This is a genomic window from Cytobacillus mangrovibacter (genome assembly GCF_042865275.1).
Taxonomy (GTDB): Bacteria; Bacillota; Bacilli; order Bacillales; family Cytobacillaceae; genus Cytobacillus; species Cytobacillus mangrovibacter.
In genome coordinates, this window is record NZ_JBIACJ010000009.1 from 142,761 (window position 1) to 162,220 (window position 19,460).

24 protein-coding genes are annotated in these 19,460 nt (G+C 36.3%); 16 read left to right on the plus strand and 8 right to left on the minus strand.

Annotation, left to right across the window (positions count from 1 at the left end; all coding sequences use genetic code 11):
* Position 1: 1 nt before the first annotated feature.
* From ACFYKT_RS16720 to ACFYKT_RS16735, 4 genes are read left to right on the plus strand one after another with little or no spacing between them, the layout of a single operon-like run.
* A complete protein-coding gene (locus tag ACFYKT_RS16720; protein ID WP_389221944.1) occupies positions 2-1,468 on the plus strand; it encodes a distal tail protein Dit in 1,467 nt (488 codons plus the stop codon).
* A gap of 12 nt (positions 1,469-1,480) precedes the next feature.
* A complete protein-coding gene (locus ACFYKT_RS16725; RefSeq protein WP_389221946.1) occupies positions 1,481-3,853 on the plus strand; it encodes a hypothetical protein in 2,373 nt (790 codons plus the stop codon).
* Positions 3,854-3,863: 10 nt separating this feature from the next.
* On the plus strand, positions 3,864-4,013 hold the full coding sequence (locus ACFYKT_RS16730; RefSeq protein WP_389221948.1) for a hypothetical protein: 150 nt from the start codon (positions 3,864-3,866) through the stop codon (positions 4,011-4,013).
* Positions 4,014-4,166 carry a hypothetical protein gene (locus ACFYKT_RS16735; protein ID WP_389221950.1) on the plus strand — a complete coding sequence of 51 codons (153 nt, stop codon included), beginning with the start codon at positions 4,014-4,016 and terminating at the stop codon, positions 4,164-4,166.
* Between the two features lie 104 nt (positions 4,167-4,270).
* Here the strand turns inward: ACFYKT_RS16735 and ACFYKT_RS16740 are convergent, their stop codons facing one another.
* Complete coding sequence (locus ACFYKT_RS16740; protein WP_389221952.1) at positions 4,271-4,483, minus strand: helix-turn-helix domain-containing protein; 213 nt, start codon at positions 4,481-4,483, stop codon at positions 4,271-4,273.
* Positions 4,484-4,605: 122 nt separating this feature from the next.
* On the opposite strand from ACFYKT_RS16740, the gene ACFYKT_RS16745 reads away from it, so the two are divergent.
* The 6 genes from ACFYKT_RS16745 to ACFYKT_RS16770 all read left to right on the plus strand — a co-directional run bounded on the left by ACFYKT_RS16745 (position 4,606) and on the right by ACFYKT_RS16770 (position 9,764).
* A complete protein-coding gene (locus ACFYKT_RS16745) occupies positions 4,606-5,598 on the plus strand; it encodes a tyrosine-type recombinase/integrase (protein ID WP_389221954.1) in 993 nt (330 codons plus the stop codon).
* A 37-nt stretch (positions 5,599-5,635) separates the two neighbouring features.
* Positions 5,636-7,471 (plus strand): phage tail spike protein, encoded by a 1,836-nt coding sequence (locus ACFYKT_RS16750; protein ID WP_389221956.1) that lies wholly within the window; start codon positions 5,636-5,638, stop codon positions 7,469-7,471.
* On the plus strand, positions 7,471-8,319 hold the full coding sequence (locus tag ACFYKT_RS16755) for a hypothetical protein (protein ID WP_389221958.1): 849 nt from the start codon (positions 7,471-7,473) through the stop codon (positions 8,317-8,319). The genes ACFYKT_RS16750 and ACFYKT_RS16755 overlap by 1 nt, the downstream gene beginning before the upstream one ends.
* Positions 8,320-8,331: 12 nt before the next feature.
* Positions 8,332-8,520, plus strand: a complete 189-nt coding sequence (locus tag ACFYKT_RS16760; RefSeq protein ID WP_389221960.1) for a hypothetical protein — start codon at positions 8,332-8,334, stop codon at positions 8,518-8,520.
* A gap of 105 nt (positions 8,521-8,625) precedes the next feature.
* Positions 8,626-9,033, plus strand: coding sequence for a phage holin family protein (locus ACFYKT_RS16765; protein ID WP_389221962.1), 408 nt, complete (start codon positions 8,626-8,628; stop codon positions 9,031-9,033).
* Positions 9,033-9,764 carry an N-acetylmuramoyl-L-alanine amidase gene (locus ACFYKT_RS16770; RefSeq protein ID WP_389221964.1) on the plus strand — a complete coding sequence of 244 codons (732 nt, stop codon included), beginning with the start codon at positions 9,033-9,035 and terminating at the stop codon, positions 9,762-9,764. Before ACFYKT_RS16765 ends, ACFYKT_RS16770 begins: the two co-directional genes overlap by 1 nt.
* A gap of 253 nt (positions 9,765-10,017) precedes the next feature.
* On the opposite strand, the gene ACFYKT_RS16775 is transcribed toward ACFYKT_RS16770, so the two are convergent.
* From ACFYKT_RS16775 to ACFYKT_RS16795, 5 genes are all read right to left on the minus strand, one after another.
* On the minus strand, positions 10,018-10,293 hold the full coding sequence (locus tag ACFYKT_RS16775; RefSeq protein ID WP_389221966.1) for a hypothetical protein: 276 nt from the start codon (positions 10,291-10,293) through the stop codon (positions 10,018-10,020).
* Between the two features lie 105 nt (positions 10,294-10,398).
* The gene (locus ACFYKT_RS16780) at positions 10,399-10,947 is read right to left on the minus strand and encodes a hypothetical protein (protein WP_389221968.1); all 549 of its coding nucleotides are present in this window, start codon (positions 10,945-10,947) and stop codon (positions 10,399-10,401) included.
* Positions 10,948-10,976: 29 nt separating this feature from the next.
* Positions 10,977-13,580, minus strand: a complete 2,604-nt coding sequence (locus ACFYKT_RS16785; RefSeq protein WP_389221969.1) for a lipase/acyltransferase domain-containing protein — start codon at positions 13,578-13,580, stop codon at positions 10,977-10,979.
* Positions 13,581-13,992: 412 nt separating this feature from the next.
* Entirely contained in the window at positions 13,993-15,258 is a 1,266-nt protein-coding gene (locus ACFYKT_RS16790) for a Y-family DNA polymerase (protein ID WP_389221971.1), read from the minus strand.
* Positions 15,259-15,269: 11 nt separating this feature from the next.
* Positions 15,270-15,599: a YolD-like family protein gene (locus ACFYKT_RS16795; RefSeq protein WP_389221973.1), complete on the minus strand. Its 330-nt coding sequence runs from the start codon at positions 15,597-15,599 to the stop codon at positions 15,270-15,272.
* A 105-nt stretch (positions 15,600-15,704) separates the two neighbouring features.
* Here ACFYKT_RS16795 and ACFYKT_RS16800 point away from each other — a divergent pair, with 105 nt between their 5' ends.
* Together ACFYKT_RS16800 and ACFYKT_RS16805 are read left to right on the plus strand one after the other, a co-directional pair.
* Positions 15,705-15,923: a hypothetical protein gene (locus ACFYKT_RS16800; RefSeq protein ID WP_389221975.1), complete on the plus strand. Its 219-nt coding sequence runs from the start codon at positions 15,705-15,707 to the stop codon at positions 15,921-15,923.
* Between the two features lie 2 nt (positions 15,924-15,925).
* Positions 15,926-16,165 (plus strand): YolD-like family protein, encoded by a 240-nt coding sequence (locus tag ACFYKT_RS16805; RefSeq protein WP_389221977.1) that lies wholly within the window; start codon positions 15,926-15,928, stop codon positions 16,163-16,165.
* 22 nt (positions 16,166-16,187) lie between these two features.
* On the opposite strand, the gene ACFYKT_RS16810 is transcribed toward ACFYKT_RS16805, so the two are convergent.
* Positions 16,188-16,337 carry a hypothetical protein gene (locus ACFYKT_RS16810; RefSeq protein WP_389221979.1) on the minus strand — a complete coding sequence of 50 codons (150 nt, stop codon included), beginning with the start codon at positions 16,335-16,337 and terminating at the stop codon, positions 16,188-16,190.
* Between the two features lie 77 nt (positions 16,338-16,414).
* Here ACFYKT_RS16810 and ACFYKT_RS16815 point away from each other — a divergent pair, with 77 nt between their 5' ends.
* The gene (locus ACFYKT_RS16815; protein WP_389221981.1) at positions 16,415-16,717 is read left to right on the plus strand and encodes a DUF4359 domain-containing protein; all 303 of its coding nucleotides are present in this window, start codon (positions 16,415-16,417) and stop codon (positions 16,715-16,717) included.
* 12 nt (positions 16,718-16,729) lie between these two features.
* On the opposite strand, the gene ACFYKT_RS16820 is transcribed toward ACFYKT_RS16815, so the two are convergent.
* Entirely contained in the window at positions 16,730-16,927 is a 198-nt protein-coding gene (locus ACFYKT_RS16820) for a helix-turn-helix transcriptional regulator (protein ID WP_389221983.1), read from the minus strand.
* A 264-nt stretch (positions 16,928-17,191) separates the two neighbouring features.
* Here ACFYKT_RS16820 and ACFYKT_RS16825 point away from each other — a divergent pair, with 264 nt between their 5' ends.
* From ACFYKT_RS16825 to ACFYKT_RS16835, 3 genes are read left to right on the plus strand one after another with little or no spacing between them, the layout of a single operon-like run.
* Entirely contained in the window at positions 17,192-18,463 is a 1,272-nt protein-coding gene (locus ACFYKT_RS16825; protein WP_389221985.1) for an FtsK/SpoIIIE domain-containing protein, read from the plus strand.
* Positions 18,411-18,980, plus strand: a complete 570-nt coding sequence (locus ACFYKT_RS16830) for a replication-relaxation family protein (protein ID WP_389221987.1) — start codon at positions 18,411-18,413, stop codon at positions 18,978-18,980. Before ACFYKT_RS16825 ends, ACFYKT_RS16830 begins: the two co-directional genes overlap by 53 nt.
* Positions 18,977-19,396: a hypothetical protein gene (locus ACFYKT_RS16835; RefSeq protein WP_389221989.1), complete on the plus strand. Its 420-nt coding sequence runs from the start codon at positions 18,977-18,979 to the stop codon at positions 19,394-19,396. The genes ACFYKT_RS16830 and ACFYKT_RS16835 overlap by 4 nt, the downstream gene beginning before the upstream one ends.
* Positions 19,397-19,460: the final 64 nt, after the last annotated feature.

Sequence of the window (19,460 nt, forward strand, 5' to 3'; positions counted from 1 at the left end):
TATGAAATCACTAACATTCAACGGCACTAGAAAACCATGGCTCATTTTACTTCGCGGCCGAAAGAAGCCCCCCTTCTCAACAGTTAGACGCAATCTATTATCTATACCTGGGCGCCATGGAGCGTTTTTGCATACGAGTACCAAAGAGCCTCTTGTTATCAATCAACCGATAAGCTTTATCGTAAATGATGATTACAACGCATTACAATATAAGGACGAGCTCGCGGAATGGTTGGTTACGGATGAACCTGTACCACTCACTTTTGATGATGAACCTGGTCGTATCTACTATGCTGTTGTGCAAAATACGATTGATGACTTTGAAAGAATTGCGTCTATTAGACAAGGGACCATTCAATTCATCTGTCCTGATCCATATGGATATAGTGAAGAAATCGCTCAGAATATCTCATCAAATAATAATTTGATAAACAGTGGCACAGCGGAAACCTATCCAATATTTGATATAGATGTTTTAAAAAATATCACTAGATTAGAAGTGATAAATAAGTCTCTATCAGATCGTCAAGGTGCTTCTCCATCAATTGTTTTAGGGGTAGCTGCTAGCATGGAGCAAGAGGAATTCGCAAAGGAAGAATTAATCTTCCAGGACTCCATGCAAAGTACACAGACGTGGCAAACAGCAGTAGAAGTTGATGCCGGGCATATAGCTGGAACAGTTGGTGTAGATTCCAAGGGGTTTTACCCTGCAACATATGGCAATGCAATCTATCCACTTGATTGGCAAGGGCCATCATTAATTAAAGGTATTGGAACCTCATTACAAGATTTTAAAGCAGATATCTATATAGAAAATCTTAATGTCGATAAAGAGACAGGCATGTTAGATGTATATTTAAGAGATTCAAACAGCAACGTATTGGCAAAAATCAGCTTCGGGGACGCTTGGAAGGGGAAAACCGAAAACTTCGGCAATGCTCAAGTAGGAGATTATAATTCCACTCTGAAAATGAGTGCTACTGCAGACGATCCAAAAGGCTGGAATAATTTTAGCGGAATTATCCGTGTGATCAGAGTAGATAATGTGTGGAATTTTTACTTTGCACAGATTGATAAGAGTGGAACACATAATTGGGTGCATTCTCGCACAAGAATTACAGACAATGCTAGAAGGTATATGTCTCCTGTAACAAGCATACAGGTCGCATTTAGGTTGTGGGCAGGCACGGTCCGAACGGATATGCACATAAAAAATATTAAAATATACAAGATTAATAAACCAACAGGCAGCGGGGCATCTCAAAGTGTTCCATTCGTTGCTCAAGCTGGCGATAGGTTAACGATCGATACGAAAAAAAGTCTGATTTTAAAAAATGGGGAGTTTGCAAATGAATTAGCTGATTTATCTTTGCAGATGTTTCCATTTGCAAAGGGACATAATATGCTGCAAATAATTCCAAGCGATGCAGTCAATGTGACAGCTAGATACAGAAGAGCCTATTTGTAGAGAGGTGATAAAATGCAAATTGTAGCAAATAGTGTGCAACTAATCAGCGGGGGTAACGTTATCAAACAAGGTGACGAGACCCCTTTTGTATTTCAATTAAATGATGAAACTGGTGAACCAATTGAAATACAAGGTGCTACTGTAAAGGTTAAAGTTGCAAATGAAAAAGTGGTTGTTTTAGAAAAAACAGCTACAATCAATTCGGATAATACCTTATCTTTTTTCCTATCAAAAAATGATGTCGCTGGAAATGGAGATATGCGTCTTGAATTTACAGTAACTTATGCAAACGGAAAGGTAGGGAAGTTTCCAGCGGCAGGATGGCAAGAAATTCGTATTACCCCATCATTGGATGATGTTTCAAGCGGAACTGTTGCAGTTGTAACAGTAGAAAAAATTAAGCAGGAATACCAACAACAAATTGATACCTTCAAAACAGAAGTAAATCAGAAACTTGTGAATGTAGATCAGCAGGCTGCTAATGCAAAAACACAGGCTGACCGAGCGAAGGCTGAGACAGATCGATTGGTCGGTGTAGATGCTGCTCAATTCGATTCTAGGTTAACTGCAGTTAGCGAACAGTTGGCTCAAACTTCGACAGAAATACAAGGAACTTCGCAAGGAATACCACTAGCACCTTTATCTAATGTAACAATCACAAACAACTATACAGGTGTTGTACCGTTAGTATTTCATGATGGATGGTTATATGGGTTTAAAAATAATATAACAATTGTTAAATCGAATGATGAAGGTAAAACATGGATTGATATTGCAACAGCCCCGTATGGTTCAGTTCATAGTATTTTTTGGACTAATGATGGAGAAATAGTTATTACAAATAGTGCAGAGATATCAAAATCATCAGGATGGTCTGTTAATCCTGCGACTGCTACATGGAGTAAAAAAGTCACAAAATCAAAGTCAACAGGTGTTGGTATTTTACCTTGGGGGATTAACGGAAACGGCACAAAGTTTATTGCCACTGAATATTCAGCGAGTGACAGATCAGAATCACGGTATGTATGGATAAGTACGGATATGGGTAACACATGGAATGTTGTACTAGACAAATATACAATTGACCCGAACAACTTATCACATATGCACGGTGTTTGCTATGACAAATGGGAAGATAGATTCTTCTTATCGCATGGTCACGGTGATATTTACGGTGTTTACTACTCTGATGACAATGGAGTTAATTGGAATAAAATCGGCGGTACTTTTCAACCTAACGCTGCACCTACAACCTTAACTGCAACAGACAACGGTATTGTGTGTGGTTCTGATTCTATTGATACTGGATTATATGGGATTGCTAGAACAAACAACCCAATAGACATGAGAATGAAACCTATTGCACGTTGGGATATTGAGGTAGAAGGTGTTACGGGATTCGCTTATAGAGGTGTCCGAGATGAAAAAACAGGGCAAGTATATGTGAGTTTTAAATCAGACCATAACGGAGTTGCTTCGGCTATTATGGCAGGAACAGCAACAACAGGGTCACAGTTATGGAAATCTCCTACAGTTGGATTTTCAGTGTTCACTAATTTGGCGGTTACTAATGAAAATATATTTGGTCTAATCACAATAGATTCCGTTAATGAATTAATATCAGCTAAAAAGCCAACATTTGGTGTCGCATCTTTCGATAGTGGAAATATAACTAATGGGAAATCGAACAACCCAACTTCTATTGCAATTGGCAAAAATGTAGAAGTATCAAGTGCAAATGAAGTTGTTATTGGAACGAACGCAAGTTTAGAAGCGACATCCTCAAAAACTGGAAATGTAGTTATTGGGAATAGTTCAAAAGGGACTGCAAGAAGTGTTGCAATTGGTAATAACGCACAAGTATATGGTCTTGGCGGGGATGCTGTCGCAATCGGGAATACTGCTAAAGTAGCTGCTACAAACGGTATCGCAATCGGAAACGACGCTGAGATTCCATCAGGAATGACAGGTTCAATCGCAATCGGAAGTGGAACGGAAGCTTCAACAGGAGGCATTGCAATTGGCATTGGAGCAACAACGGGTGGTGGCACAACAAACGGTGTATCGGTAGGAAGTAGCGCTTACGCTGGAACGAGTTCTGTTGCTGTTGGAAGGTTAGCAAGTGCTGGTACTCAACAAGTAGCAATAGGGCTAAGTGCTAAAGCAAACCATTTAAACTCTATCGCTCTTGGGGCAAATGTTACCACAACAGCAGGCGAACAGTTAAATATTGGTGCAAGACATATTGAAATGAAAAAAGTTACTGAACCAACAACCGTTCCAGCAGATACAGGTAGATTATTTGTAATGGACGATGGTGCAGGTAATATGCGACTTTGCGTTAGATTAGGCGCAAAGACAACTGTATTAGCGACAAGTGTTTAGGAGGATGACAATGGAATTTACTTTTAAATTAACAGAAGCAGAAGCACAAAAGGTTTTAGATGCTTTGATTAAAGAACCTTATATAACTGTTGTGGATGTTGTCAATAAAATTCAAGAGCAAGCAAGTGAACAACGTCAAAAGAATGATGGGGGTCATTAAATGTGTACTTGTACGAAAGAAACTTTTTTCAAACACTTAAAAAATAAGCAACATTACGAATTAGTAGACGAAGCGCGAAATATGCAGATTGAAGTGGAAGATGGTGAACCGACAGAAAGTATCATAGAAAAAATAATGTCTGTTACAAAATAAGCGGATTTTATAAACGATATAAATTAGTATGGTAATAATTCGCAATTGGATGAAACTGTTCGGTAAGAGAAGTTAAAAATAAAGCATAAAAAAGAGCCGCCGGATCACTCCGATTGCTCTTTTTTAAATTCAATTAGTTCTTCAATTTTGCAATCTAGCTCTATACAAATCAGATTTAGATTTTCAACAGGCAATGACTTTGATTTATTTAAGCACATTTCGCTGATAGTCGGCTGCCTTATTCCTGTTCGCCTAGAGAACTCTCTTTGTGAAATACCCTTTTGCTTCAGTAATTCATCAAGTTTAATAAAAATCATATTGGCCCTCCTATTTCGGGATAACTACGAATATAGTATCATTTTCCTATTGAAACGTAAATAGTATCGTTGTATCATTTATCTATCGACTACGATAAACGTATCAAATAGGAGGGTATGAGATGAATGATGCAGCTGAACAACTATTGTCCGAAATGGTAATTGCTATGTACGATCTCTTTCCAGGTGTTGATTCTGGCAAAGTCCAGCACTCCTTATCGAGGGTATTATCAAAATATAAAATTGATGTTCAAGAAGATTATCAATATACTTCCGATTTACAAGAAAAAATAAAGCTGTTTATCACCGCAAAGAAAGTTGAAGGTTTAAGTCAAGCTACTCTGGACGGTTACAAGATTGAATTAGGGCTCTTTACTAAGAAGATCGAAAAGCAAGTTGACCACATTACTTCTGCAGATATTAGGATTTATTTAGGCTCTCTTGAAGGGCTAAAAATGAGTACGATCGGCAAGAAGTTAAACGTGTTACGTACTTTTTTCGGATTTCTAGCTGCTGAAGAAGTTATTAGGCAGGATCCGACTGCAAGATTAAAACCACCAAAAGAAGAAAAAAGAATTGGAAAGTCATTAAATATCGAAGAATTAGAGATGCTTCGTGAATCGTGCGAAACAATTAGGCAACGCGCATTTATTGAGGTCCTTTATGCTACCGGATGTCGCCTAGGCGAAGTTTACGGGTTAAATAAATCAGATATAAATTATCAAGACTCGAGCTGTCGAGTAATTGGTAAAGGGAATGAAGAGAGAATAGTCTATTTTAGTCCAAGGACCATGTATCATTTGAAAAAATACTTAATGAATCGTTTAGATGATTGTGAAGCTATGTTTATCACCGAAAGACGTCCATATAGGAGATTGTCAAAACGCGGGATTCAGGATGAAATATGGAAAATCGCAGAATTCGCAGGGTTGAGGCACAAGGTGAGCCCGCATGTTTTAAGACATACATTTGGTACACTTACTTTAAATAACGGTGCAGAGTTAGTTGCTGTTCAAGAACTATTAGGACACAAATCGCCGGAAACAACCCTAAGGTATGCTCGTATCACAGAAGAGCGAAAAAGAGAGCAACATAAAAAATATTTGGTCATATAAGAGTCCGTTAGGGCTCTTTTTTTATGGAGGTGACAATTTGAGGAAACTTCTAAATCGATCAACCCCAATATGGATCTACAACATTGACGAGGAATTGAAACTAATCCTAGACCCAAAAGGTGATCTTCCACATTTCGATTCCTGGTATACAGAACAGTTAAATGGAGCCATCACTTTAGAATTTTCTGTCCCGGCAAACGATCCAAGGGTTACCGCCATTGAAAATGATGGCCGCGCGGTTATCCGTGACCAAGATGGGAATTTGATAGAATTTATTATCCGTCAGCCAGAGGACACTAACGATATTAACGGTCCTATTAAGCGAGTATTCGCTGAGGGTGGAGACTACGAGCTCATCGATGAGTGGATGACAGGTTATAAAGCAGATAACGTCACATTAAAGACAGCCTTAGAAGCAGTACTTTCTAAAACAAGAATTTCTGTTGGTATTGTGCATGACTTTGGTACACAAAGTGTCGATCTTGCACCTATGTCAGTAAAGGCAGCAACGGTTGAATTAATCAATCTATTTGGCGGTGAAAGAAGATACCGTGTTGACACTAGTGTAAATCAAATTGTTAATCGCTATATTGATGTCTTGTCAAGGAGGGGAGAAAACACTGGGAAACGCTTTGAGCATGGAAAAGACATTCAAAGTGTGAGGCGCACGATTGATAGTACAGGCATTAAAACAGCCCTGTATGGTTACGGAGCAGGTGGGATAAATGATGGTCCTCGTGTTACCTTTGCAAGCGTAGAGTGGTCAGTTGCTAATGGCGATCCAATTGACAAACCTATTGGACAAACTTGGATTGGGGATCCGGATGCTCTCCAACAATGGGGATATGATCGAGGGACAAGGCATCGATTTGGCGAGTACTCTGGCCAAGAAGAAGATCCGGCTGAATTGCTTCTTAGCACGTGGAATCATTTACAGACATTAAATGATGCGGTAAGAACCTATGATTTTAAGGTTGCTCTATTAGAAAAAGTAGCTGGTTATAAGCATGAAGCGGTGCGCCTTGGTGATACGGTCATTTTAATAGATAGAGAGATTCAACCTAAAGTTGAAGTTTCGGCCAATATCATTGAATATCGTCAAAACCTTAATGATGACCAGCTGGATGAGGTCACAGTTGGCAATTTCAGAAACTCATTTGATTCAGCTGTTAGGATTCGAAACACAGAAAAAGTAATCGAACGAAAACAAGGTAATTGGGATAACAAAGAAACACCTGAGGGAGCTCATGCCAAAGCAATTGCTGAAGCTGAAAAGGCTATCGAGGAAGCGCAAAGAAGAATTGATGCAGCTAAATTAGAAATCCAGCAAGCTGTTAACGAGATCGAGCAAACTAAGTTGGATTTAGAAAATGCTCAAGCCTTAATTGATGATACTCTAGCAAATCCACAGAATTATAATGGTGAATTTGCAGGAGATTTAATAGCTGATAGTTTAATAGTAAGAGGTCCTATCATATCCCAGGACGCAACGATTACAGGGCGCATCGCTGCAGCAAATGCAACATTTGTAAATGCGACAATAGAGACAGGCAATATCATCAATGCAAATATTCAAAATGCGACTATCACAGGGACGTTGGCTGGGGTTGGTGGTACATTCACTGGTGATCTAGTAGGTGCGAGGATCACGTCAACAAGTGTCATCGATGTGGCAACCGATATTCGAGTGGGCAACAATATATATCTTGGCGGAGAATCTCACATCCCCGAAAAAATGATCAGATTTAAAAGTGGTGCTACAATAACAAGCCCAGCTGTTAGTAGCGGAATAGAGATATCTGCTGAATACTTTTACGCGAATGGATACAAAGTTTTAACAGAAGCTGATCCAATTACCGCGAGGTTTGGCTAATGGCCTACGTTAGCACGATAGATTTTGGTCAAAATTACATTACAGTTGATATTTCAGGATTAAGTCAAGCTCAAAATAAGTATGGTGGATTTAGAGTAAGAATTAATAATGGTCCATGGCAATCTATTAGTGTGCAGTCTGGCTACACTGGGTATGACAGCGGAAACTATACATTCTACAATTTGTCAGCAGGGACTACTTATTATATTGAGGGACAAGCATATACGAATGCTTGGTATGATGTAGATGCTAAATGGGTTACAACGTCATCTCCACCTAAGACTGCAACACCAACTAATTTTAAAATGACTGCGACTAAAAGTACGGAGATATATTTTGAGTGGAGTAGTGTAAGTGGTGCAACTAAATACGAAGTAGCTATATATTCGCCATTTAGCATGTCACGGGAGGTTGCAACCTCTTATCTTAGTTGGGGTAACCTATCTCCTTCCACAACTTATTATGGCTATGTAAGAGCATACTCTAGCTCTGGCGGTTGGTCTGATTGGTCGAGTTGGACTTATGTTACAACACCTCAAGGTAAGCCAGTCGATTTCGTTTGGGATTCATCGAAGACGAGTGGATTCAATTTTAATATTTCAGCAGCAGAGTGGCAGAAATTACAGCAAAAGATTAATGAGTTTAGGCTCTATAAAGAATTAATTGCTTATAATTTTTCTGTCCCGAGTAAAGGGAATATCTTTTATGCTACGCACTATAACGAAGTAAGGAATGCAATCTTCGGGATGAATCCTACAACAACTATCCCAATGTACAGAAATAGCAAAGAAATAATATATGCAAGCGAGATCAACAGATTAAGAGACTCATTAAATTCAATAACGTAGGAGGAAATATTTATGAACATAACATTTACGCTTAATACAGGACAAATGATTACTGCAAAGATAGACGGCTTTGATTCTGCAAAATTTGCAAAGGAATTAAACAACCCACAGTTAACTTTCGTATCTATCGGTAACAATGGATTTCATAAAAATAGTTTAATAGGGTGGCGGGAAACAATAGATATGGAGGATTATCAATAATAAACGAAACATCAGAGGGCTAATGTAGTCCTTTTTATTTTGCATCAGGACTTAAGTACGCTCCGAGCCGATCGGGGCTAATTCTATTGGAAGAAGGTAAACAGTATGCAATTAGATATGTTTTCTTGGTTACAAGCGTGGTTAGAAAATGATAACAGTAAGGTAGTTTACTTATTGGCACTGATTTTAATAGCAAATATTATTGATTTCTTACTAGGCTGGTTAAATGCAAAGTTTAATTCGAAAGTGAAATTTTCAAGTAGTAAGGCAATTTACGGTATTGCTAGGAAACTAGTTTTGTTTATTCTATTGGTTTTCTTTATTCCAGTTTCGTTACTTGTTCCTTATCCAATCGGAATTGGCGCATTGTATGTTTTGTTTCTCGGGTATTTGCTGAGTGAAATTAATTCAATATTAAGCCACCTTAAGATGTCTGATGATGATAAAAGTGTTGATAAATTTGCTGATTTTATTCAAAAAATTTTTTCTAGTAATAAAGGAGAGGGTAATTAATGGTACACGAAATTGAACTTCATCCTGGTCATTGGAAAAACACAGGTTCAGGCGCTAATGGGATCCTGAACGAAGTTACGGAGGCTAGAAAGGTAACAAAGCGTGTTTATGAGATATTAAAGGGTTCAAGCGTCCCTTGCACTTACTTTGAGGACAACACTTCAAGCAATAAAAATCAAAATCTTAATACCTTGGTTAACCATCATAACGCAGATCGTGATGGCTTGATCGTATCTATCCACCTTAATGCAGGGGGCGACTCTAGCAAAGGTATCGGCACAGAGGTACTTTATAGTACTCAAAAAGAGTTAGCAGCTAAAGTTGCAAATGCTATCTCAGACGCTAGTGGCTTAATTAATCGTGGGGCAAAGCAACGTAATGATCTAGCTGTACTTGCTAAAACTTATGAGCCGGCTATTTTGATCGAGGTTTGTTTTGTTAATTCTAGTGTGGATGCAGCTGCATATCGGCAAAATTTCGAAAAGATATGTCAAGCAATTGCTAACGAGTTAGCTACTTATCTAGGCAAGTCGATTAAGGAGGAAGTTAAAGTGGCAGAAACCGCAGAAACTGCAGAAGCTAAAGTAATGCTTAATGATAACAAATCTATTCCTGCATTTATTAAAGACGGCAGGACTTATGTGCAAGTTAGAGAGATTGCGGACTTGTTAGGGTTAAAAATCGTTTATAACAACGAGAGTAAAACAACAAAATTGTATTCTGTTAATTAATAATAAAAGCCCTTCCAGTTGGAGGGGCTTATCCTTTGAATCTAGAGTTATAGAGACCAGCAGAACTGATAATTAGTATTGCGAATAAGATGAATATGTCAATGTTTTGAAAGCTGAAGAAATTATCTTTGGTTATACTAATAGCCCAAAATCGAACACCTAGCCCAATTAAAGTACATATCCATACTAGTTTCAAATAAAATGTCAAATTATTATATCCTCCAAGCTTTTTAAACCCTCCAATGTTAAAGGATCAATGAACCTTATCAAACATCAATTTTTCCATGTTCCTAACTGCAGCATACCGAGCATTTTCAAGGGTGCGGCCAACACCAGACGTTAAATGGTTGCGATAAGGCGGTTCCTCCAGATCATCCAACAATAGATAGATTTCAAAACGCTTTTTATACTTAATGCAAAGCCACTCCATCAATTCTTTCTCTTTATAAAGCATAAGTCCTGAGTCAAATCCAATTATCCCTGGTGTACCTTTCTTCTGGAAGATGATTTTTTCTAACGGTGATTTCATAAAAAATCCCTCCTTTACCCATATATTAGGCAAAGAGGAGGGAAGTCCTTGTGACGGTATTGTGAAATAAAAAACATCTTTTTATTCTAAATTTATTTATATTTATTAATTATACTGGATTATATCAAATGGTGAATTATTAACTTTTTTTTTATCGATTAAAAATTCTACGTTATATTTTTCATATGCATTTTTAACTGTTTTTTGAAAATCAGTTATTAGAAATTTGATTTTTTGTTCGTCGCTAGTGGAATAAACATTAAATATAATGCTTATATTATTCCTTTGTTTTACTCTAATTCTAACATCATCCTGGGAAATTTTTATTTTACTTTCGTTTGCTGCTCTTACTAGTACTTTTGAAAATTCCTTAAACTCTTTATATGTTCTATGGCCATGTAAATCTTGAAATTTAACTATTGAACTATAAATTAATGGAATAAGCAGTGGCAGGATAGATAAGAATATCAAAGACGATTTGGTTAAATAAAGAAAAATCAGATTTACGATAAATAGGATTATTGGAACAAGCAAAATGGTGAATCGGTATAGTATGGTAATACTGAAGAAACCATTTTTAAAATATCCCAATACTAATAGAATAAATATTATTATTAAAACACTCATTGTAATAATATTGATAAGAAGCACCATTTCACCTCCCAAACCTAATCCGTTATTTATTACTTCGCTATTTTAAGATCCAATCCTCTAATAATCGCATTATTTTTAGTATTTGTAATATACAGTTTAGCTGTACTTAGGACTTTGTCTTGTGGTTTCCAATAACCATCAATTATTTTTTTAATGCCATTTAAGTTTAATATTAATTTATATGACCCAGTGCTCGCCATATATTCCACTTCAAAATTCTCTTTATATTGCTTACCTTCGAGTCCCTTTTCAGGATTAATGGAAAATATAATTTCAGCTACTAGATTTAAATCTCGTACATATTGTTGATCAATATCGAGAACTTTGAAGATAAAGTTATATTGATCAATTTCTGAAGTTACACTAATGTGTTCAGAAAAGCTTTCAAAAGATACATCTAATTCAACATTTTTAGTAATTTCAATAATTGATGTGTCACTGAAAATCTCAAATTCAGTACTACGATTCAAGTTATTATCATTTAATACTTTATGATTACCGCTTTTATTTAGATGGAATTGATACGTTAAGTTAGTCAAATTTAGTTTTCGAACAAATAATTCTACATCTGATACAGTAGCAGCACCTTTTATAATTTTTTTAGCCAATAATTCATCGATAAGGTACTCATAACTATTCATGTTACCAAAAATATCAGTATAATGTACTTGCATTTGTCTTTCAACACCACTATAAACTACCTGATATCCTGTTACTCCTTCATTATTCTGGAAGCGGTAAATCGGTTGGGTACGTTCTAATTTGTATAAATTTGCTATATGGCTATATGTTTGGTCTTCGGATAGTTGGACCCAATAAATTTTGTCATTAAATGAAATTTCGACTTTTGACATTATTTGGTGAAAATAATATAATATGATTTTATTTTTTGATTCACTATAGTCATATTCATCTATCGTAAAAAACTCAATAACGTTTTCGCCATGTTTTAATAATAGAATATCTAAGTTAAATTCATTGTTTTTAATTGTAAATTCTTTTCCATTTATTATTATAAAAGTTTGTTTTGGTTCAAAATCTCCATGGATAACTTCCTTTATTCGGAAGGAAATTTTATCTGTTCCAAAGAAAATATTTTTATTTTCCAATTGAATGATGCTTTCACCAGAGAGACTAATTAAAGTAGAAGGTGTATTAACTTTATTTTCATCAATTGCAATATCATTTAGATGAAATGTTTGTTCAATTTCACCTTTTTTTGTAATAACTAGGGAGCTTTTATTAGTATCATCCTTTAGGATTAATTCTGCTTGAAGATTAGGGTCAATTTCAAACGTTTTAAACGCTTGCCTTTGGGTGATTTTTCCATCTTCATACTTATCTAAACTAATTGATGTAAGCCCTTTATCATATGCGTCAATAACAAGACCATCAAAGTTTTTAATGTTAGTATTATCATTTTCATCAAAAATAACATACGTAGTTGAACCAATATTTTCTACTTGATAATCCTTTTGAATTAATGCTCGAATTTCTTCATCATACATTGATTCAATATTACCGTAAATAATGTTACCGTCATTATCGCGGATTGAAATGTCAACTGGACAAGCTACTTTACTTATATACCCACTAAATTTACGGTACATTTGGCTATCTAAATCATTAAAAACAGCAAAGTTTGGAGTAAATTCAATACCTAAAATAATATCCTTAACTAAACTAATGATATCTGGATTACATGTCATGCCATTGTGAGAGGCTTTATTTACAAAATACGGGAAATAATTTTGCCTATCCTGTAAATTTGAGTAAGCACTTAATAATGGTACGGTTCCATCTCCCTCGTCGTAACTTACATATGGTTCTTTTCTCGAATTTTCACTTATTATTTTAATAGTAGGTTTTCCTGTCCCAATTACTTCATGCAGGTCAATATGAGATGGTACCTCTTTTTTTAAGATTTCATAGAACTCGGAAAAAACTTTTTCATAACTATGGTTTTCCACAAATCTCTCTTGTAAAACATCTTTGAAAAAAACTTCAAACTGATCATAATAATTGTCATTAAGATAATAAGGCACGCAATTCAGTGTTTTTAATTCTTTTAAATACTTATCGTTGGGCAGCAATTGATATACACTCGGAAAATGAACTGAAATTTCTTTCGAAGATTCTTTGTCGATAAATTTTAGATATTTGTCTGGAATTCGTGAGCCATATAAAAGTGTTTTAACGGCATCCATTGATCCTTGCCATGGAGTACCTAAAGTAATTAATTTTTTTACCTTTTCTAAATCAGAATCACCCTCATGTTCAACTAAGCAGAGTTTGGCGATAATACCTCCCATACTATGTGCAACGATGTGTACTTCATCAACATTCATGGAAGCAATTTTACTTTTTAGTAGACTACTATGCTCAATGTTATTTAAACGCCAATCATATACAAACTCTTCAACAATATCAAAGCTTAACTTTAATACAGTTTTTAAAGGTTGGTAGGTTGCAAGCATATGAGAGGGTTCAACAGAATTTGTAATTGGTGTTAAACTCTTTAGATAATGCTCTTGAGATCCATAATGTAAGGGCCAAATTTTTTTACCTTCTTTTTTTAATACGCTACCCATTGTTCCATGAATAATAATTACACCAACTCGTAAATCTGACAAAATTGTTACCCCCTAAAAATTAGTAGGGCTCAGTCCTAGACATATTAATACATATTATGCTAGATTAATAGTGAATTTAAATTAAATAGGCGACTGAGCCTGGCGCGTTCTTAATAAGAACGTGTCTTTTTTTGTATTTATTTATTTGATTTTGTCAAAAACTATAATACCACATATTTGTTAATTTCCAATGCTTTTACAACATACTTTAAATTAGTTATAACACCCTACGGAGTGAGGAGTTACAACTAATGTTTCTTTAATCTATTTAGCAATTTCCTCCTTTGTAATCTCTCAAGTACTATCAAAAACAATTCCATCACTTTTCAAGGTGCCATTTTAACATCACACTAACAGTACCTAATCCATGATTTTAATATTGTATGGGAAAATAAAAAGCTTAACTAAAGAGTTAAGCTTTATGTCCACCTAAAAGACCCGATCGATGTTTAGTTGTCCCTGCCCTCGTATAAGAGACAGCGCGCAGAATAGCAGCTGCCCCATATTTATTACGAATCTTATCCATCGCATATCCAATTTCTCGCTTTTTCCACCCGTCCACATCAAACAAATCAAGTTGCATTTCATAATCGTCAACTAGTTGGGTTATCGAGAGTGAAACAGAGCGAACCGTTTGTCCTCTATAGTTTTCTTTCATAAGCTGCAAGCACACATTATAAATATCCATCGTCACATTTGTAGGATTCTCAATTGTCCTGGAACGATTAAATCCACCGCCAAATTCATCCTTGCTATATCCCAAGCTAAAACTTATCGTCCTTCCTGCTTTCCTTTTATCCCTTGCTCTTTTCGCTACCTCTTCGCACATTTCGAGTATAACAGTCTTTATCTCGCGTTCTTCTTTATAATCCCGCATTAAAATTTGGCTCTTCCCGAAACTAACTTGCCCTTTTAAAATAGGTGGACCGATTTCGGATAGATCCACACCCCATGCATGGTGAAACAACTGATTCCCCATGACGCCAAATTTCTTCTCTAACGACTCTAGTGGATAGTTAGCTAGTTGGCCAACATTAAATATCCCCATGCTATTTAGTGTATTTTGCACACGTCGGCCGATGCCCCACATTTCTGAAAGGGGAGAGACTGGCCATAATTTCTTGGGAATATCATCATATGTCCACTTAGCAATCCCTCCAGGTGCCTTCTTAGATTCAAGATCTAGTGCAAGCTTAGCCATCAACATGTTTGGTCCTATGCCGGCAGTACATGGCAGTCCAAAATCACGCATAAGATCTGACTGTATCTGCTGAGCAATCTCAAACGGAGTTCCCCAGATCTTTTCTAAGCCTTTTACGTCAAGAAAAGATTCATCCACGGAATAAGTGTGTACTGCATTAGGCGGCACGTATCGATAAAACAGTTTTGTGATCTCTGTTGACACTTTGATAAACAAGCTCATTTTAGGGTTAACAATTATTATCCTCGGATCGTTAGGAATTTCAAATAAACGGTTTGTTGTCTTGATGCCGAAGTCCCTCTTAAGAGCAGGGGAAGCAGCTAGGACAACACTTCCTTGCCGATCAATACTGCCAACCACAGCAAGGTAACAAGTCATAGGGTCTAATCCCATTTCTACTGCAGCCACACTTGCATAAAAGCTTTTCATGTCGATGCATAATATTTGTCGCTCAGGAAATTGTGTGTAGTCGATCATAGTGTCATACCTCACTCTGGTTGGATGTTGATCAGATTTTCAAACGGTACGTGGTGGAAATAGCCAAGCTTATCTTTCAGAATTAATTGGCTTTTAAGGTGATTTATAAAATGAACTGTACCAGTCAATTTGTTTGTAAAACCATTATCGAATATATCAATGACTAGAGTTTCATCGGATTCCATAGCCCCACAAATTATCAGTTCGAACTCTTCTATAGCTTGTTCGTCTAGTTCAGGTTGTTTAATCCGTTCTTCATCTAGTGCTGCTTTCTTAAGTTCTTGCACATGTTCTGGAAGCATCATAGCTGTCCATTTAATAGTCCCACGGTCTTTTATCATAATTCCAACTCCTTTTTAATATATTATATACAAACATTCGTTCGATATTCAACTTGATTTCAAACAAATGTTCGTATAAAATATTGGTAAAGGGAGGTCAGATTGATGAGAAGTTTACTTATAAGGGCTTCAGCAAGTGGAGCAATATTAGAAATGATATACTTGGACAATAAGGGAAATGTTAGCCAGCGCAGGATTAAAGTGTTATCAGTTAAAGAAGAGTCATTTAGGGCATATTGCTACACGAGGAAGCAGCAGAGGACCTTTAAGTTTGCTAATGTCTTGTCGGCAGGACCAGCACGTAAAATGAGGAGAGGGGCATAATAATGGCTAAAGTAAAGAAAAAAAGACCAACAAGAGACGAGTTCGAGCTCGAGGAGCTTGGTAATACGCTTGTAGAGGCACATGATGAAAAATCAGAAGTAATATTAGATGTCTGGGAAAAAGAACCTGTTCAAGGAAATATTATAAAGATGGATAGCCGTACGAGGTTAATTCATATAGAAAAAAACTCTGTAATTACTAAAGTTCCGTTTATGGACATTATGAAAGTTAATACTATATAAAAACCGCCTCCTAATGAGACGGTTATTTTTCTTTGAAGTCGAAATCCATTAATGCTTTGTGCTGGGCAATTGTAATGTCATAAAACATTATAATTTTCCTTATTTCCTCAGGTGTCTTACTGCCTTTTTTCATTTCCTCAATTAATTCCTTCCAATCATCATCTTTTGTCAACTAAATCACCCCTTTAAAAAATGTATAAAAACAAATAGATTGTAAATAATATTACCAAAAAGTATTTGGGTGAAGATATGAAAAAAGGCTATGTTCTTTCATTACTGATATTAATTTTAGTTTTGTTTGCTGCCACATCTAATCCTTCTAAAAGTGATTATGTTGCTTGGGTTAAGGAGGGAATTCAAGAGGAAGAAGGCTTTCTGCTTGGAATGATAAGTGGACCTCTACTGAATGGTTACACAACTAAGAAAAGCTATGGAGTATTTACTGTATTCGAAACATCAATTGATAAAAATGATGAAGATAAATTAGTTGCAATAGGATTGCTTAACAATTTCATATGGATAAAAGGATTCCCAGAAGACCCGCCAAAATAATGGTGGGTCTTTTTAATCGATCTGGTCCCCCCATAAATTCTCTACTGTATCATTAAGTGCTCTTGCAATCCGGATAGCAGCTGGCAAGGAGGGGAGTGATTCACCTCGAACAATCAAGCTATATGCTCCAGGTGTTAGTTTTGATTTTTGTGCAATAAATGCTTGTTTTACACCAGTTTCCTTATGATACGTTTGCAATTTCGTCTCCATTAACAATCACCTCACTTTAAAATTCTATAAAAAAAATGCTTGTCCTCTAAATTATTTAGTTTTAGGACAAACATATAGCCACATATCCTATACCATTCAGCAAGATATACGTTTTTCCCTTCGTTAGCAGTAGACGTTTTAAAAGTCGGTAGCTGAACGAATAACCGAAGTGATCCATCATTGATGTGACGGCGACCTAGGCGGAATCTATCTATGCGTTTATCTTGCAACTATTACTACGTAATATCCAAAGGAGGGGTGGCGTTGATCTTTGAGATTTTTACTACAACTTTAATGGGTGGTTTGGCAGGTTATTCTTTCATAAAAAAATCTGGTATTTCAAATGATGCAGACAAAATTCAAAGGATTTTTAAAAATGCAGGAATGACGATCAGGGAGGATGGTCAAGTAAAGACAATTCGCTTGCAGCGCAAAAGAAAAATAGAAGGGGGAACGGAGTACATTTATCAGTTGCCATTGGGGATGTCATCGCAGGAAATTATTGATAAGCAGCATGTTCTAGAGGATGGACTGAATATCAAGGACAAAATATTTCAGTTCCAGTTATCAGATTTATTTCAAATTAAGTTTGACAAAACACTGATAAAACAAATAAAAAGTCTTTCTACTGGTAAAAAATCTAAAAAGGAAATTGAAATTGAATTTGATGGAATGCTGAAGATAAAAGTGTTTAATAAAGGATTACAGGAACGTTATGATTGGAGCGAAGATTATCTTAAGCGAGATAGTTGGTCTGTATCAATTGGAAAAACACGTTCAAATATTATAAGGCATGATTTCGATGAACATAAGCATTTGATTATAGCTGGTGCCACTGGTTATGGGAAAAGTGCACTTCTTAAATTAATTGTTACGTCATTAGTCTGCCAGCAGCCAGAACATACAAATCTACATTTGGTTGATTTAAAAGGCGGTTCAGCTTTTCAGCGCTTCAAGAACTTGAAGCAAACAAGAAATTTCACTCGAGAGCCAGAAGGAGCAAAAGAAATATTAAAGGACATTCAGCAGCAAATGGAAGAAGCGTATAAAGAAATAGTTGATGCTGGATACGAGGACATTAAGGAGTCCGGGATCAAGGATCGCCATTTTATAATTATCGATGAGGCCGCAGATATAGCAGATGATGCAGTGGCCATGGAAGTCGTAACCGATATTGCAAGGAAGGGAAGGGGCGCAGGCTACTATTTAATTTACGGAACGCAGTATCCTTCGAGTCAATCCATTCCCCAACAGACAAAGAGAAATATTCCAGTACGGTTATGCTTTGTATTGGATGATGCCACTGCATCAAATACAGCACTTGGTCAAACTGGTGCAGAATCACTTCCGATGATACCAGGACGAGGGATATACAAAAATGTAAAAACGCAGATTGTGCAAACACCGTTTATTAGTAATAAAGAAATTAAAAAGCAAATTGCTCCTTTTATCACGATTAGACCACGAGAGGAGGAAGATTCAATTGAAAAACCAAAAACGAGTGGAGGAAATACTTTTAAGCTTGAAGAAATGTGATTTTTTATCAAGAGAGCAACTTCAAAGGATGCATAAGCTTGGGCAAGACAGGAACGCACAGCGAGTTTTAAGCAATATGAAAGAATATTTATCCCACTTTCTTGAAAATAAAATGAAAATCTACTATTTAAATGCAGCTGGCCGAGAAATGGTGCAGGCTGAAAAGAAAAGGACGAAAAATGTCCAAGTGAATCATTATTTAATGCGAAACGATCTGTATATTGTGAAAGGTAGACCATCCACTTGGAAAAATGAAGTGAAGATTTCAGTTAATGACATATCCCTCATAGCAGACGCGGCATTTATCTCCAATAAACTCCACCATTTTATAGAGATCGACTACAAACAATCCATGGCAAAAAATATTCAAAAAATCAAAAGATATAAAAAGTTATCCACATCTAATCCACAGTTCGCACTGATTTGGGTGACGATTACGCCATATCGAAAGAAAAAGCTTCAGCAGTTATGTGAAGGGCTATCAACTAAAATCTATCTTTGGGAGGACTTAAAATGAGGGCTCAAACAATGTCGATTAAGGATTTTATGGCTGGCAACTATATAGATGAAAAGAAACCGAAAAAGGTTGGGAAATTAATTAGCAGAGTTGGAACATCTGTTGCGGTACCATTAATTATGGCTAAGCCAGCTTTTGCAGCTACTACAGAAGTTATTCCGGCTACAGCAAAAGAATGGATGGGAGAACAAACTTTATCAGCACTGGCTCATGTACTTGATCCGGTAGTTGATATATTAGTAGCTTTGGCATTTCCAGTTGCCAGTGTTGTAATCGTAGGGGCGTGTTTTCTATTCATGTTTGGTAGTGCTGAAAGAGCATGGACCATGATTCAAAATGCAGGACTTGGTTATGTGCTTATTCAAGTCTCGCCATTAATATTGAACGTGCTTAAGCAAGTTGGAAATGCAGTTTAAAAATCTATAAATTGAGCCTTAATTTAAATTCGCTCCCATTTCGCTCCCAATCAATAGATTATTA